Below are 12617 nucleotides of genomic sequence, written 5' to 3' on the forward strand. Positions count from 1 at the left end.
TCATGTCCAGATCCCTTAAGAAAGGTGCTTTCGTGGATTCCCACGTTTTGAGCAAAGCCCAGGCGATGGCCGGTTCCGACAAGAAACAGGCTATCAAGACCTGGTCCCGTCGTTCCACCATCATTCCTGATATGGTCGGACTTACGTTCTCCGTCTATAACGGCAAGCAGTTCATCCCCGTCTACGTGACCGAAAACATGGTCGGCCACAAGCTGGGTGAATTCTCCATGACCCGCACTTTCCGCGGTCACCGTAAGACTGAAACCGCTGCTGGAGGAAAGAAATAATGCAAGCTGTTGCTAAAGTGAAAAACGTCCGTTACGGCGTTCGCAAGCTCCGTCGCGTTGTCGACCTGGTTCGCGGCAAGTCCGTTGCAGAAGCATTCGCAATGCTTTCTATTCTCCACACGCAGACCAAGGGTGCTCCGCTGGTCGAAAATGCTCTGAAGTCCGCTGTCGCTAACTTCAAGCAGAAGGCCGCTGGTGCCGTTGCCGCCGAAGAACTGGTCGTCAAGACCATCACTGCCGACGGTGGTACCATCATGAAGCGTATTCACCCGCGTTCCCAGGGCCGTGCTTTCCGTATCGAAAAGCCGCTCTCTCACATCACAGTCGTTGTGGCCAACAAGGAGTAATTAAAATGGGTCAGAAAACTCATCCGAATGGTCTTCGTCTTGGCGTTATCCGCGGCTGGGAATCCAAGTGGTATGCCGAAGACAAGTTTGCCGATCTTCTTTATGAAGACATCGTGCTCCGTCGCTACTTGATGAAGCGTTTTGAACATGCCTCCCTTTCCAAGGTCGGCATCGAACGCACCGTCAAGAAGGTGAACGTGAACCTCTTTACCGCCCGTCCGGGTATCGTGATCGGCCGTAAGGGCGAAGAATTGGAAAAGCTCAAGGGCGAACTCCAGTTCCTCACCGGTAAAGAAATCTATATTAACGTCCAGGAAATCAAGCGCCCGGAAACGGATGCCAAGCTGGTTGCCGAAAACATCGCTCGTCAGCTCGAAAAGCGTATTTCCTTCCGTCGTGCCATGAAGCGCGCTATCCAGTCCGCTATGCGCATGGGCGTTGAAGGTATCAAGGTGCAGTGCGGTGGCCGCCTCGGTGGTGCCGAAATTGCCCGCGTCGAAAAGTATGCCGAAGGCCGCGTGCCTCTGCACACTCTCCGCGCCGACATCGATTACGCGACTGCCATTGCCAAGACCGTCTATGGTGCCATCGGTATCAAGGTGTGGATCATGCACGGCGAAAAGATTGGCAAGGACGTCATGAACGATAACAAGAGAGAGAAGTAATTATGCTGAGTCCTAAAAGAACATTACATCGTAAGCAGATGAAAGGCCGCATGAAGGGCATTGCCTCCCGCGGCAACTCCATCGCCTTCGGCGAATTCGGCATTCAGGCTCTTGAAAAGTGCTGGCTGACTGCTCGTCAGATTGAAGCCGCTCGTATCGCCATGACCCGTAAGATCAAGCGCGGTGGCCGCGTTTGGATCCGCGTCTTCCCCGATAAGCCGGTTACCCGTCACCCTGCTGAAGCCCGTATGGGTAAGGGTAAGGGCGCCGTCGAATTCTGGGCAGCCGTTATCCTCCCGGGTCGCATCATTTTCGAAATGGGTGGTGTCGAACGTGAACTGGCCATGGAAGCTCTCCATGTCGCAGCACAGAAGCTCCCCCTCAAGTGCAAAATCATCGAAGAATCGGAGATCTAATGAAGGCACGTGAATTAAAGGAACTGGGCGTTGACCAGCTCAAGGAAAAACTGGCTCAGTTGAATCTCGATTTGTTCAATTACCGTATGGCTGCCAAGCTCGGTAACTTGGAAAAACCCTCTTCGATCCGCAATACCCGCAAGGATATCGCTAGGGTCAAGACCATCCTCACCGAAAAGGCCAAGGCATAAGCCGGGCAGGAGCAGGAAATGGATAGAAACCTTCGTAAGGTAAGACAGGGTGTCGTCAGCTCTGACAAGATGGACAAAACCATCACCGTCGTAGTTGAAAACCGTAAGCGTCACCCGGTGTACAACAAGATCATGACCACCACCAAGAAGCTCAAGGCTCACGATGAAAACAACGAAGCCGGTGAAGGCGACCTGGTGGAAATCATGGAAACTCGTCCGCTCTCTGCAACGAAGCGCTGGCGCCTCGTTCGCATTGTAGCTAAGAAGAAATAATCGTTTTGGAGTAAGGCGAATATGATTCAAGAAGAAACCAGACTCGTCGTGGCCGATAACAGTGGAGCCAAGGAAGTCGCCTGCATCCGCGTTTTGGGTGGCACCAACCGTCGCTATGCCAGCATCGGTGATGTCATCAAGGTTGCCGTCAAAGACGCAATCCCCCAGAGCAAGGTGAAGAAGGGTTCCGTAGCTGACGCCGTCGTCGTGCGCACTCGCAAAGAAATTGCCCGTCCGGATGGCACGTTCATCCGTTTCTCGGACAACGCCGTGGTTCTCATCAACAAGGATGGCGAACCTCGTGGAACCCGTATTTTTGGACCGGTGGCTCGTGAGCTCCGCGACAAGAAATACATGAAGATCATCTCCCTCGCACCTGAGGTTCTCTAATGGCAAACATCAAGAAGAATGATAACGTCAAGGTGATTTCCGGTGCCAACAAGGGCAAGACCGGCACCGTGATTAGTGTCAAGGGCGGTAAGGTGACCGTTTCGGGCGTGAACGTCCGCAAGCGTCATGAAAAGCCGTCTCAGACCAATCAGACTGGTGGCATCATCGAAAAGGAACTGCCGATCGACATTTCCAACGTGATGCTCCTCGAAGGCAACACTCCTGTCCGTACCCGTATCGTGCGCGAAGCCGGCAAGAAGGCTTCCCGCGTGAGCGTCAAGTCCGGCAAGGCTATCTAGAGGTAACACATGAACCAGATGAAGCAATTTTATCTCGAAAAAGTAGTTCCGGCCTTGCAGCAGAAGTTTGCTTACAAGAACGTGATGGAAATTCCCCGCCTCCAGAAGATCGTGCTCAACATGGGTGTCGGCGCTGCCGCCTCTAACCGCAAGATCCTGGATGAAGCCGTCGATACCCTGACCGCTATTACCGGTCAGAAGGCTGTCGTCACCAACGCCAAGAAGGCTATCGCTCAGTTCCATCTGCGCGAAGGTATCGGCATCGGTGCTAAGGTCACCCTGCACGGCGACAACATGTGGGACTTCCTCTTCCGTTTCATCAACATCGACCTCCCGCGTGTCCGTGACTTCCGTGGTCTCGCACGCCGTGGCTTTGATGGCATGGGTAACTTCACCCTCGGCATCAAGGAACAGACGATCTTTGTTGAAATCGACATCGACAAGATTTCTCGTACCTTCGGTATGGACATCTCCTTCGTGACCTCTGCAAAGACGGACGAAGAAGGCCGCGCCCTGCTTGAAGAACTTGGACTCCCCTTCAGGAAGTAAGGTAATACCATGGCAAGCAAAAGAATGATTGAAAAATGCAAGCGTACTCCGAAGTATACCGTTCGTGGGTACAACCGTTGCAAGCGTTGCGGTAGGCCGCACGCCTTTATGCGCCGCTTTGGCCTTTGCCGTATTTGCTTCCGCGAAATGGCACTCGCCGGCGAAATCCCCGGTATCACAAAGTCGTCTTGGTAAGGAGAGTATACTCATGGCAATGACAGATCCTATCGCCGATATGCTCACCCGTATCCGCAATGCCGCTTCGGCAAAGCTCCCCGTGGTGGACATTCCTGCCAGCAACTTGAAGCGTGAAATCGCTCGCGTGTTGCAGGAAAAAGGTTTCATTAAAAAGTTCGTCGTCGTCGATGACGGTAAGCAGGGCATCCTCAAGGTCCTCCTCCGTTACACGAAGGGCGAATCCGCTATCCAGGGCATCCAGCGCATTTCTTCGCCTGGTCTGCGTCACTATGTCGACGCTGCTAAGCTTCCGCGCGTCCGCAACGGCCTTGGCTATGCTATCATCTCCACATCTAAAGGCGTGATGACCGACCACGAAGCCCGCAAGGAAAACGTGGGTGGTGAAGTCATCGCAAAGGTATGGTAAAGATGTCCCGTATCGGTAAAGCTATTATCAATATCCCGGCCGGCGTGAAAGTCGCCGTCAATGGTCAGAACATCAAGGTTGAAGGTCCTCTCGGCAAGCTCGAGACCGACGTTCATGAACTGATTGCAATCAAGCTCGAAGGCAACCAGCTTTCCTTCTCCCGTCCTGACGATCAGAAGTTCACCCGTGCCATCCATGGCACTACTCGCGCTCTCGTTGCCAACATGGTCGAAGGCGTGACCAAGGGTTTCCAGAAGACGCTCGAAATCGTCGGCGTTGGTTACCGTGTGGAACAGAAGGGCAAGGACCTCAACCTGGTTCTCGGCTTCTCTCATCCGGTTGTCTTCAAGGCCCCGGAAGGCGTTGAACTCAAGGCTGTTGACCCGCTGAAGATCTCTATCAAGGGCATCGATAAGCAGAAGGTCGGCCAAGCTGCGGCAGAAATCCGCAAGTACAGGAAGCCTGAACCGTATAAGGGCAAGGGCGTCAAGTACGAAGGCGAAATTGTCCGTCGTAAGCAAGGTAAGAAGACAGGTAAATAAGGGTAAACTATGACTGCAATTGCTAAGAAAAGAATCCAGTCCAGAATCGCACGCCATGAACGTGTGCGCAAGTCTGTTGTCGGAACTGCAGAATGCCCTCGTTTGGCTGTTCGCCGTTCCTTGTCTCACATGGTCGCCCAGATTATCGATGACGAAAACAACAAGTCTCTCGTCCAGCTCACCACGACTGCCAAGGAATTCCAGGCTAAGTTTGGTGAAATGACGAAGTCGGAACAGAGCAAGCAGCTCGGTATCCAGATTGCTGAAGTCGCGAAGTCCAAGGGCATTGAATCCGTGGTCTTTGACCGCGGCGGTTACATCTATCACGGTCGCGTTCAGGCTCTCGCTGAGGGAGCTCGTGAAGGCGGACTCAAATTCTAGTGAGGTACACTTTGGAACGCGAAGCTCAAGTTTCTGAATTTGAAGACAAGGTTGTACACATCAACCGTTGCGCTAAGACCGTCAAGGGCGGTCGCCGTATGTCCTTCTCCGCTCTCGTTGTCGTTGGCAACAAGAACGGCAAGGTCGGTGTTGGTCTCGGTAAGGCTAAGGAAGTTTCCGAAGCTATCCGTAAGGGTACCGAAGCCGCCCAGCGTAACATCGTTGAAGTGCAGCTCCTCGACGGCACCATTCCCCATGACATCGAAGTCAAGAGCGGCGCAACCCGCATCCTCTTGATGCCGGCTGCCCCGGGTACTGGTGTTATCGCCGGTGCCGCTGCCCGTGCCGTTCTCGAACTGGCCGGTGTGCGCAACATCCTCACCAAGATTCACGGTTCTTCCAACCCGAGCACTGTCGTGAGCGCCTGCCTCGAAGGTCTCTTGGCTCAGAAGAACAAACAGGACTGCGCCGCTCTCCGCGGTGCCAATGCCTAAGGAGTAATACACGATGAAGAAAGTTCGTATTACTTTGATTAAGGGTACTGTCCGCCGTCTCCCGATGCACCGCGCTAACGTGGCTGCTCTCGGCCTCCGTAAGATCGGACAGTCTGTTGAACACGTTTTGACCCCCAGCATCCAGGGCATGATCAATGCCGTGGCTGACATGGTGAAGGTCGAGGAGATCTAAGATGGAACTCAATACTCTCAATCCTGGCAAGGCTGCCAAGGGCAAGAGCCGCAAGCGCATTGGTCGCGGTCCGGGTTCCGGTTGGGGCACCACCGCTGGCCGTGGCCAGAAGGGTGCCGGCGCTCGTAAGAGTGCACAGGCCGGTCGCGTCGCCTTCGAAGGCGGCCAGATGCCGATCCACCGTCGCATCCCGAAGCGTGGCTTCAAGTCTCACTTCGCCAAGGACACGCAGATCGTTAACCTCAAGAAGCTTGCTTCTTGCAGCGTGACGGACTTCGACGCCCAGGCAATGTTTGACCAGGGTTTCATCAAGAACATCGAACTGCCTATCAAGGTCCTCGCATTCGGTACCATCGACAAGGCAATCAATGTAAAGGTTAACGCCATCAGCGAAAAGGCCAAGGCCATGATCGAAGCTGCTGGCGGCAAAGTCGAGATCGTCTAATGGAAGCTCTCAAGAAAGCCCTTGATGCGTTCGCTAATGCGTTCAAGATCGAAGACCTGCGTAAAAAGCTCCTTTTTACGCTCGGTGTCTTGATCATCTATCGCCTTGGCGCACACATCACTATCCCCGGAGTGAATTCTGCCGTTCTGGCGGAGTTCTTCCGTAACTCGAATAATTTGTTCGGTCTGTATGACTCCTTTACGGGCGGTGCATTCGCTAAAGCGACTATCTTCGCCCTAGGTATCATGCCGTACATCAGCGCGAGCATTATCATCCAGTTGATGGGCTCCGTGATTCCCGCTATCCAGATGCTTCAGAAGGAAGGTCAGGAAGGGCGCGCCAGGCTGAACCAATATACCCGTTACTTTACGGTAGCTCTCGCTGCCTTGCAGGGATGGGGCATTTCTGTGTGGCTTTCGTCCCTTAAGGTGACAACCGCTACCGGTGCCGGAGTGTCTGTCTTGGCTGATGACTTCGCTACGGGCGCCGGAAACATCGGTTTCCGTTTACTAGCTACCCTGACCTTCACCGCCGGTACGATCTTCGTGATGTACCTGGGCGAGCAGATTACCTCGCACGGTGTGGGTAACGGTATTTCTCTTATCATCTTCGCCGGTATCGTCGGCGGCCTTCCGCGGGCTGCCCTTGCCGAAATTGAAATGTTTAAGGAAGATATCCAGCCTCTCGCCATCGAGATCTTTATTCTCGCTGTCGTCGTGCTGATTATCGGCTTTATCGTATTCGTCGAGCAAGCGAACCGTCGCATTCCACTCCAAAGTCCTCGCAGGACCGTAGGTTCCAAGGTCGTGGGCGGCCAGTCCAGCTATCTGCCTTTCAAGGTGAATACCGCTGGCGTGATTCCCGTGATCTTCGCAAGCTGCATCATGTTCATTCCGGCCATGATCGCTTCCTGGTTCCCGAACGTTTCTGCGATGCAGTCCTTTGCGGCTGCGTTCATCCCGGGTCACATTACCTATAGTGTGATCTTCGCTCTCCTGATTATATTCTTCACCTACTTCTACACGGCAATCCAGTACAACCCTAACGACATTGCCGAAAACCTCAAGAGAAGTGGTGGATTTATTCCGGGAATCCGTCCGGGTAACGAAACTGCAAAGTACATAGACCACGTTCTCACGAGAATTTCTTTGCCTGGATCGCTTTTCCTCGCTTTAATCAGTGTTGGTCCGCTCCATCTCAAAGACGCACTCAATATGAGTTTCTATATTGGGGGCACCTCGGTACTTATCGTGGTCGGTGTGGCGCTGGATACGCTCCGTCAACTCGAAGCCCAGTTGCATACCAAGAATTATGAAGGTTTCCTCAAGCATGGCCGCATTCGCGGCAGGATGGCGTCTTAGTGGCTAAAGAAGAAGGAATACAAGTAGAAGGTGTTGTGTTGGAAGCTCTTCCCAACGCCTTCTTCCGTGTCCAACTCGGAAATGGCCACGAGATTCTCGCTCATGTTTCAGGAAAAATGCGTCGGCATTTCATTCGAATTTTGCCGGACGACAAAGTGTTGGTAGAGATTTCTCCTTACGATCTCAATCGTGGGCGAATCACATACCGTTACAAGTAATAGGTATTTTCAAAGAAAGGTCAAACCTATGAAAATCAAAGCCTCCATTAAACCCAGATGTGAAAACTGCAAGATCATCCGCCGTAAGGGTGTATTGCGCATCATCTGTTCGAAGAACCCCCGTCACAAGCAGAAGCAGGGATAAGGAGATCGTATGGCACGTATCGCTGGTGTCGATTTACCGAAAAACAAGACTGTTGAATACGGTCTGACGGCAATCTATGGTGTCGGTCTGTTCACCGCTAATAAGGTCTGTGCTCAGCTGGGCATCGACAAGAACAAGAAGTGTGACGACCTGACTGAAGAAGAACAAGGTAAGATTCGTCATCTCCTCGAAGACGAATACTCCGTGGAAGGTCAGCTCCGCGCAGAAATCACCTTGAACATTAAGCGTCTGCAGGATATTGGCTGCTATCGCGGCATCCGCCACCGCAAGGGTCTCCCCGTTCGCGGTCAGCGCTCCCGTACCAATGCCCGCACTCGTAAGGGCCCCAAGAAGACTGTGGCTAACAAGAAGAAGTAAGGAGATTCATCGTGGCTGAAGAAGAAATTAAGGAAACTGCTGCCGCTGCCGAAGCTCCGGTCGCTGCTGCTACAGAAGAAAAGGTCAAGAAGGGCAAGAAGCGTATTGACATCCAGGGCATCGCCTGCGTGTTCGCTTCCTTCAACAATACAATCGTTTCTATCACCGATGCTCGCGGCAACGTGGTCGCTTGGGGCTCTCCGGGTAACTCCGGTTTCAAGGGCTCTCGTAAGAGCACTCCGTTTGCTGCCCAGCTCGCCGCTGAAGTCGCTGCCCACAAGGCTTTCGACCTCGGTATGCGCAAGGTAGATGTCCGCGTCAAGGGCGCAGGTGGCGGTCGTGAATCCGCTGTCCGCGCTATCAAGAATGCGGGCCTCGAAGTTCTCTCTATTCGAGACGTGACGGGCGTTCCGCACAATGGTTGCCGTCCTAAAAAGAAGAGAAGAGTCTAATTAAAAGAGGTATCGCCAATGATGTGGAAATCACTTCAGATGCCGCGCAGCTTCCAGAAAGTGGAAACCGGCGAAGATGGTCGCTACGCCAAGTTTGTCGTAGAGGCTTTGGAACGTGGCTGGGGTATTACCCTCGGTAACGCCCTCCGTCGTTCGCTCCTTTCCTCTCTGCAGGGTGCGGCTATTGTCTCCGTGAAAATTGAAGGCGTCGATAAGGAATTTTCGACGATTCCGGGTGTGAAGGAAGATGTCACTGATATCATCCTGAATCTCAAGAGCATCCGCGTGAAGCTCCTGTCCGACCACGACGAAACGCTCCGCTTGGACATGTCCGGCGAAGGCGAAGTCACGGCCAAGGACTTCATGGACAATCCGAATGTCGCCATCTTGACTCCGGACGTCCATATCGCTACCTTGAACGGTAACGCATCGCTCTCCCTGGAAGTGAAGATTTCCAGCGGTCGCGGCTACGTCACTGCCGACGAATTGAAGGACAAGGACGCTCCGATTGGCGTTATCGCCATGGACGCCAACTTCAACCCGGTGCAGAAAGTCGCGATGCACATCAGCGATACCCGCGTTGGCCAGAAGACGGACTACAACCGTCTGGAACTGGAAATCACGACTGACGGTTCCATCGATCCGGAAGACGCTCTTGCATACGCTGCAAAGCTCCTCATGGACCACCTGGAAATCTTCATCAACTTCGAAGGCGATCTCGAAAGCCCCGAAGAACTTGAAATGGATGAAGAACGTCAGCGTATCGCCCAGCTCCTGCGCACCCGCGTGGACGACCTGGAACTCTCCGTTCGCTCCAGCAACTGCCTCCGTATGGCTAACATCCATACCGTCGGCGAACTTGTGCGCAACAAGGAAAACGATATGCTTAAATACAAGAACTTCGGTCGGAAGTCCTTGGTGGAACTTAACGAGGTGTTGACCTCCATGGGCCTCTCTTTTGGCATGGACGTCGATGACTACTTGAAGGATTAAACATGAGACACGGTGTAAAAAACAAGAAATTGGGCGTGAATGCCCAGCACAAGCGTGCCATCCTCCGCGCTCTTACCACTTCTATTCTTGAGAAGGGCATGGAAGCCGAGCAGAGCAACCGCTACGTGCGCACTACTCTCCACAAGGCTAAGCTCGTCCGCAGCTGCGTGGATCGCATGATCACTTATGCAAAGAAGGGTGACCTTTCTGCACGTCGTGAAGCTTCTCGCTTCGTGATGAGCCCGAAGGCCGTGCAGGACCTGTTCGCAACGATCGGTCCTCGCTATGCTGGCCGTAACGGCGGCTACACCCGCATCATCAAGCTCGGCCCGAACCGCGCTGGTGACGCTTCCGAAATGGCTCTCGTCGGTCTCGTCGAAGACGAAATCGTCGTGAAGGCCAAGAAGGCTAGCGAACAGCCCAAGTCCGAAGCTGTGAGCATGGTCGAAGGCGAAAGCAAGGCATAATTGATCTTTGTGCAAAAGATTGGAGATGGGGGCCGATGTATGTCGGCTCCCTCTTTTTTTGATATTTGACCTTGGATAAAAAATCCTAGCAACTATTAACTATCGACTAGTATCTTTACTCTTTAATTTTGTATTTTATAGAGACATGCGTAACTTTATACTATTCATAGCTTTACTTTGCGTTAGCCTTTTTGCTGATGACGATCTTTTTGGCTCGGGACTTATTTCTTCGAAGAAGGGTGGGATCTCGTCGCGCAGTTCGGCCGTGATGCAGCCGGCTTCTGCTGAAGCCCCTGTTGATTCGAGCTACGTGCTTGGCCCCGGCGATTTTTTGGACTTGATGCTCGAAGACAATTATTTGACTGTACAGGTGTATCCGGATGGATCTGTCGCCATTGAAGAATGCGGTGGCGTTATTGTGGGTGGCAAGACGCTTGCCGAGGCGCGAGAACTGATTCTGGATCTTGCAGCCAAGCGTTACAAGCGTGACCAGTGTTTTGTGCAGCTTTCCGTGCTCAAGAAATTCAAGGTGAATGCCATGGGTGCCATTTCGGAAGTGGGCCAGCAGCTGGTGGAACCGCAGACGAGACTGAGTATGTTCTTGCGCAAGGTGGGCGGAACCCTTTTGAGCGCCGACATCGAAGATGTGCAGGTGATTCGCGGTAAGGATACGATTCACGTGGATTACAGCGCCATGGCGACGAAGGGTGAATTCGATAACGACATCATGCTGGAACAGGGCGACAAGGTTTATGTGCCGTTTGTGAAGATGGGCGAAAACGTTTCGTTGATTTTCCCGGGCTACAGGACCAGTGCCGCCTACCAGGAAGGTCGTACCTTGCAGGAATACTTCGACCTAGTCGGAGGCTACCGCTTGCATAACTACGGCTACAAGGCCGCTTGCGTTCGTGAACCGGGCAAGGCTCCGCGCTGGATCGATATTTCCGAAATGAGCAAGACGACTGTTGCTCCGAATACCGAAGTGGAATTTTCCGTGCAGGAAATGCTTGTATATGTGGGCGGTGCCGTGAACTACCTGGGTCGCTATCCTTACGACCCGTCGTGGCATGCCATTGATTACGTGGCGGCGTCTGGCATCAACACGATTACGGGATCGTGGAGCCAGGTCAAGGTATGGCGTGGCAAGAGCCCTGAACCTTTGAAACTGAGCGTGACCGAAGACCAGATTATGCCGGGCGACTATATCGAAATCCCGAAGAGCCATTATGAATCTTTCAAGGATTTCACGTTGTTCTTGGCGTCGCTCCTTACGGTGATTTCTTCGGCATTCATCATTTACGTCAACTATAAGTAGTTTTGTATGGAAAAGCAGGAATCTGTCGGTTTTATCGAAGTCTGCCTTCGCTTGCTGAATAACGACTTGAAGCATTTCAAGTTGTGCCTAGCGATTGTCCTTATTCCCACGATTGTCGCCTTTGTGCTTGTCATGTGGGTCATTAAGCCCGTGTATGCGGCGACGGCCGTGGTGACTCCACCGTCTTCGTCTCAGACGTCGTTGAGCGGTTTGAGTTCAATGCTCGGTGGCGCTTCCGGCATGGGCGCGCTTCTTGGGCTTTCCAATAGCGACGAAGATGAGAACGCTGTCTGGACGATTTTCAATTCGTGGGAATTGCATGACCAGGTGATTAGGGAATTCAATCTGGCGGAGCATTATGAATTCGATGGCGATTTCCATGCGGACTTGTTGAAGGAATTCCGCAAGAATTTTGCGGTAGAAGTCAACAAGGAGGACATGTTCGCCGTCTCCATGGAAGACGAAGACTTTAGGCTTGCCGCAAAGATTGTAGCCTTCATGCTTGAAAAGGCGGACTCCGCATTTAACGCCTTCAAGACGGCGCAGGCTAGGCAGTCAAGAATTTATTTCCAGAGCAGGCTCGATTCCTGTGAAATGGCTCTGGATTCCTTGATCAAGGAATTTGTGAAGTTCCAGGTGGATAACAATTTCTATGACCCTGATGTTCAGCTTGAATCGACAATCAAGTACTTGGGTGCCTTGCAGGCTAAGCGCGAAGAGGTGGCGATTGAAATGGCTTTCGAAAAGGCTGACCGCGGTGAAAAGAGCAAGCGCTATGACGAACTTACCAAGCGTTACCAGGGCGTGAATTCGGCCTTGCACGGTGCCTTGAAGGGTCGCCACGAGAACATGGGCATGGTCGCCCTCAAGAAGTCTCCGGAACTTGCCGCCGAATACATGCGCCGCGAAACAGAGATTCGCGTGCAAGAGGCCATGTACAAGTTGCTTCGCCAGCAGAGCGAACAGATGCGCATGGAAGAAGCGAAGATGCTTACGAACTTGCATGTGCTTGAACCGCCTTGGGAAAACGACAAGAAGATTTACCCTCTGAGAGGTGTCACCCTGGTGTTCGTGTTTTCTGTGGCCTGCATTATTGCGACTATTGTCAGCAACTTGCTTGGCTACCTGGCCAGCGAATCGAAGCGCGGGTCCTCGGTAGCTATGGAATGGAACACCTTCAAGGGATTCTTTAAAAAGAACAAGGGCTAGCCC

The 12617-nt window shown here is 52.8% G+C and carries 25 protein-coding genes; all 25 read left to right on the forward strand.

What is annotated here, in order from left to right; genetic code table 11:
* Positions 1–2: 2 nt before the first annotated feature.
* Positions 3–287, forward strand: coding sequence for a 30S ribosomal protein S19 (rpsS, locus tag BUC02_RS11895; protein ID WP_072980626.1), 285 nt, complete (start codon positions 3–5; stop codon positions 285–287).
* Positions 287–634: a 50S ribosomal protein L22 gene (gene rplV, locus BUC02_RS11900; protein WP_072799941.1), complete on the forward strand. Its 348-nt coding sequence runs from the start codon at positions 287–289 to the stop codon at positions 632–634. Before rpsS ends, rplV begins: the two co-directional genes overlap by 1 nt.
* 5 nt (positions 635–639) lie before the next feature.
* Positions 640–1299, forward strand: coding sequence for a 30S ribosomal protein S3 (rpsC, locus tag BUC02_RS11905; RefSeq protein ID WP_072980628.1), 660 nt, complete (start codon positions 640–642; stop codon positions 1297–1299).
* A gap of 2 nt (positions 1300–1301) precedes the next feature.
* On the forward strand, positions 1302–1715 hold the full coding sequence (gene rplP / locus BUC02_RS11910) for a 50S ribosomal protein L16 (protein WP_072980630.1): 414 nt from the start codon (positions 1302–1304) through the stop codon (positions 1713–1715).
* Positions 1715–1906, forward strand: a complete 192-nt coding sequence (gene rpmC, locus BUC02_RS11915) for a 50S ribosomal protein L29 (protein ID WP_072799944.1) — start codon at positions 1715–1717, stop codon at positions 1904–1906. The genes rplP and rpmC overlap by 1 nt, the downstream gene beginning before the upstream one ends.
* A gap of 18 nt (positions 1907–1924) precedes the next feature.
* Positions 1925–2179 (forward strand): 30S ribosomal protein S17, encoded by a 255-nt coding sequence (gene rpsQ, locus BUC02_RS11920; protein WP_072980632.1) that lies wholly within the window; start codon positions 1925–1927, stop codon positions 2177–2179.
* Positions 2180–2200: 21 nt separating this feature from the next.
* Positions 2201–2569, forward strand: a complete 369-nt coding sequence (rplN, locus tag BUC02_RS11925; protein ID WP_072799946.1) for a 50S ribosomal protein L14 — start codon at positions 2201–2203, stop codon at positions 2567–2569.
* Complete coding sequence (gene rplX / locus BUC02_RS11930; RefSeq protein WP_072799947.1) at positions 2569–2868, forward strand: 50S ribosomal protein L24; 300 nt, start codon at positions 2569–2571, stop codon at positions 2866–2868. Before rplN ends, rplX begins: the two co-directional genes overlap by 1 nt.
* Positions 2869–2877: 9 nt before the next feature.
* A complete protein-coding gene (rplE, locus tag BUC02_RS11935; protein ID WP_073322857.1) occupies positions 2878–3417 on the forward strand; it encodes a 50S ribosomal protein L5 in 540 nt (179 codons plus the stop codon).
* A gap of 9 nt (positions 3418–3426) precedes the next feature.
* Positions 3427–3612 (forward strand): type Z 30S ribosomal protein S14, encoded by a 186-nt coding sequence (locus tag BUC02_RS11940; RefSeq protein WP_072980638.1) that lies wholly within the window; start codon positions 3427–3429, stop codon positions 3610–3612.
* A 13-nt stretch (positions 3613–3625) separates the two neighbouring features.
* A complete protein-coding gene (gene rpsH, locus BUC02_RS11945) occupies positions 3626–4021 on the forward strand; it encodes a 30S ribosomal protein S8 (RefSeq protein ID WP_073057028.1) in 396 nt (131 codons plus the stop codon).
* 2 nt (positions 4022–4023) lie between these two features.
* Positions 4024–4563, forward strand: a complete 540-nt coding sequence (rplF, locus tag BUC02_RS11950) for a 50S ribosomal protein L6 (protein WP_073323008.1) — start codon at positions 4024–4026, stop codon at positions 4561–4563.
* Positions 4564–4572: 9 nt separating this feature from the next.
* Positions 4573–4944, forward strand: a complete 372-nt coding sequence (rplR, locus tag BUC02_RS11955; RefSeq protein ID WP_072799951.1) for a 50S ribosomal protein L18 — start codon at positions 4573–4575, stop codon at positions 4942–4944.
* 11 nt (positions 4945–4955) lie between these two features.
* Positions 4956–5438 carry a 30S ribosomal protein S5 gene (rpsE, locus tag BUC02_RS11960; protein WP_072799952.1) on the forward strand — a complete coding sequence of 161 codons (483 nt, stop codon included), beginning with the start codon at positions 4956–4958 and terminating at the stop codon, positions 5436–5438.
* A 13-nt stretch (positions 5439–5451) separates the two neighbouring features.
* Positions 5452–5631, forward strand: coding sequence for a 50S ribosomal protein L30 (gene rpmD, locus BUC02_RS11965; protein WP_072799953.1), 180 nt, complete (start codon positions 5452–5454; stop codon positions 5629–5631).
* Position 5632: 1 nt separating this feature from the next.
* Positions 5633–6076 carry a 50S ribosomal protein L15 gene (gene rplO / locus BUC02_RS11970; protein WP_072799954.1) on the forward strand — a complete coding sequence of 148 codons (444 nt, stop codon included), beginning with the start codon at positions 5633–5635 and terminating at the stop codon, positions 6074–6076.
* Positions 6076–7437, forward strand: coding sequence for a preprotein translocase subunit SecY (gene secY, locus BUC02_RS11975; RefSeq protein WP_073322859.1), 1362 nt, complete (start codon positions 6076–6078; stop codon positions 7435–7437). Before rplO ends, secY begins: the two co-directional genes overlap by 1 nt.
* Entirely contained in the window at positions 7437–7655 is a 219-nt protein-coding gene (infA, locus tag BUC02_RS11980) for a translation initiation factor IF-1 (protein ID WP_014546098.1), read from the forward strand. The genes secY and infA overlap by 1 nt, the downstream gene beginning before the upstream one ends.
* A 28-nt stretch (positions 7656–7683) precedes the next feature.
* Positions 7684–7800 carry a 50S ribosomal protein L36 gene (gene rpmJ / locus BUC02_RS11985; protein WP_014546097.1) on the forward strand — a complete coding sequence of 39 codons (117 nt, stop codon included), beginning with the start codon at positions 7684–7686 and terminating at the stop codon, positions 7798–7800.
* 9 nt (positions 7801–7809) lie between these two features.
* A complete protein-coding gene (rpsM, locus tag BUC02_RS11990; protein WP_072799956.1) occupies positions 7810–8178 on the forward strand; it encodes a 30S ribosomal protein S13 in 369 nt (122 codons plus the stop codon).
* 11 nt (positions 8179–8189) lie between these two features.
* On the forward strand, positions 8190–8630 hold the full coding sequence (gene rpsK / locus BUC02_RS11995; protein WP_083564584.1) for a 30S ribosomal protein S11: 441 nt from the start codon (positions 8190–8192) through the stop codon (positions 8628–8630).
* Positions 8631–8648: 18 nt separating this feature from the next.
* Positions 8649–9623 carry a DNA-directed RNA polymerase subunit alpha gene (locus tag BUC02_RS12000; protein ID WP_072799957.1) on the forward strand — a complete coding sequence of 325 codons (975 nt, stop codon included), beginning with the start codon at positions 8649–8651 and terminating at the stop codon, positions 9621–9623.
* 2 nt (positions 9624–9625) lie between these two features.
* Positions 9626–10090, forward strand: coding sequence for a 50S ribosomal protein L17 (gene rplQ, locus BUC02_RS12005; protein ID WP_073322861.1), 465 nt, complete (start codon positions 9626–9628; stop codon positions 10088–10090).
* A 145-nt stretch (positions 10091–10235) separates the two neighbouring features.
* On the forward strand, positions 10236–11405 hold the full coding sequence (locus BUC02_RS12010; protein ID WP_073322863.1) for a polysaccharide biosynthesis/export family protein: 1170 nt from the start codon (positions 10236–10238) through the stop codon (positions 11403–11405).
* A gap of 6 nt (positions 11406–11411) precedes the next feature.
* Positions 11412–12614 (forward strand): Wzz/FepE/Etk N-terminal domain-containing protein, encoded by a 1203-nt coding sequence (locus tag BUC02_RS12015; protein ID WP_073322864.1) that lies wholly within the window; start codon positions 11412–11414, stop codon positions 12612–12614.
* The last annotated feature ends 3 nt before the right edge of the window (positions 12615–12617 follow it).

The organism is Fibrobacter sp. UWOV1, assembly GCF_900142495.1.
In the GTDB taxonomy this organism is placed as follows: Bacteria; Fibrobacterota; Fibrobacteria; order Fibrobacterales; family Fibrobacteraceae; genus Fibrobacter.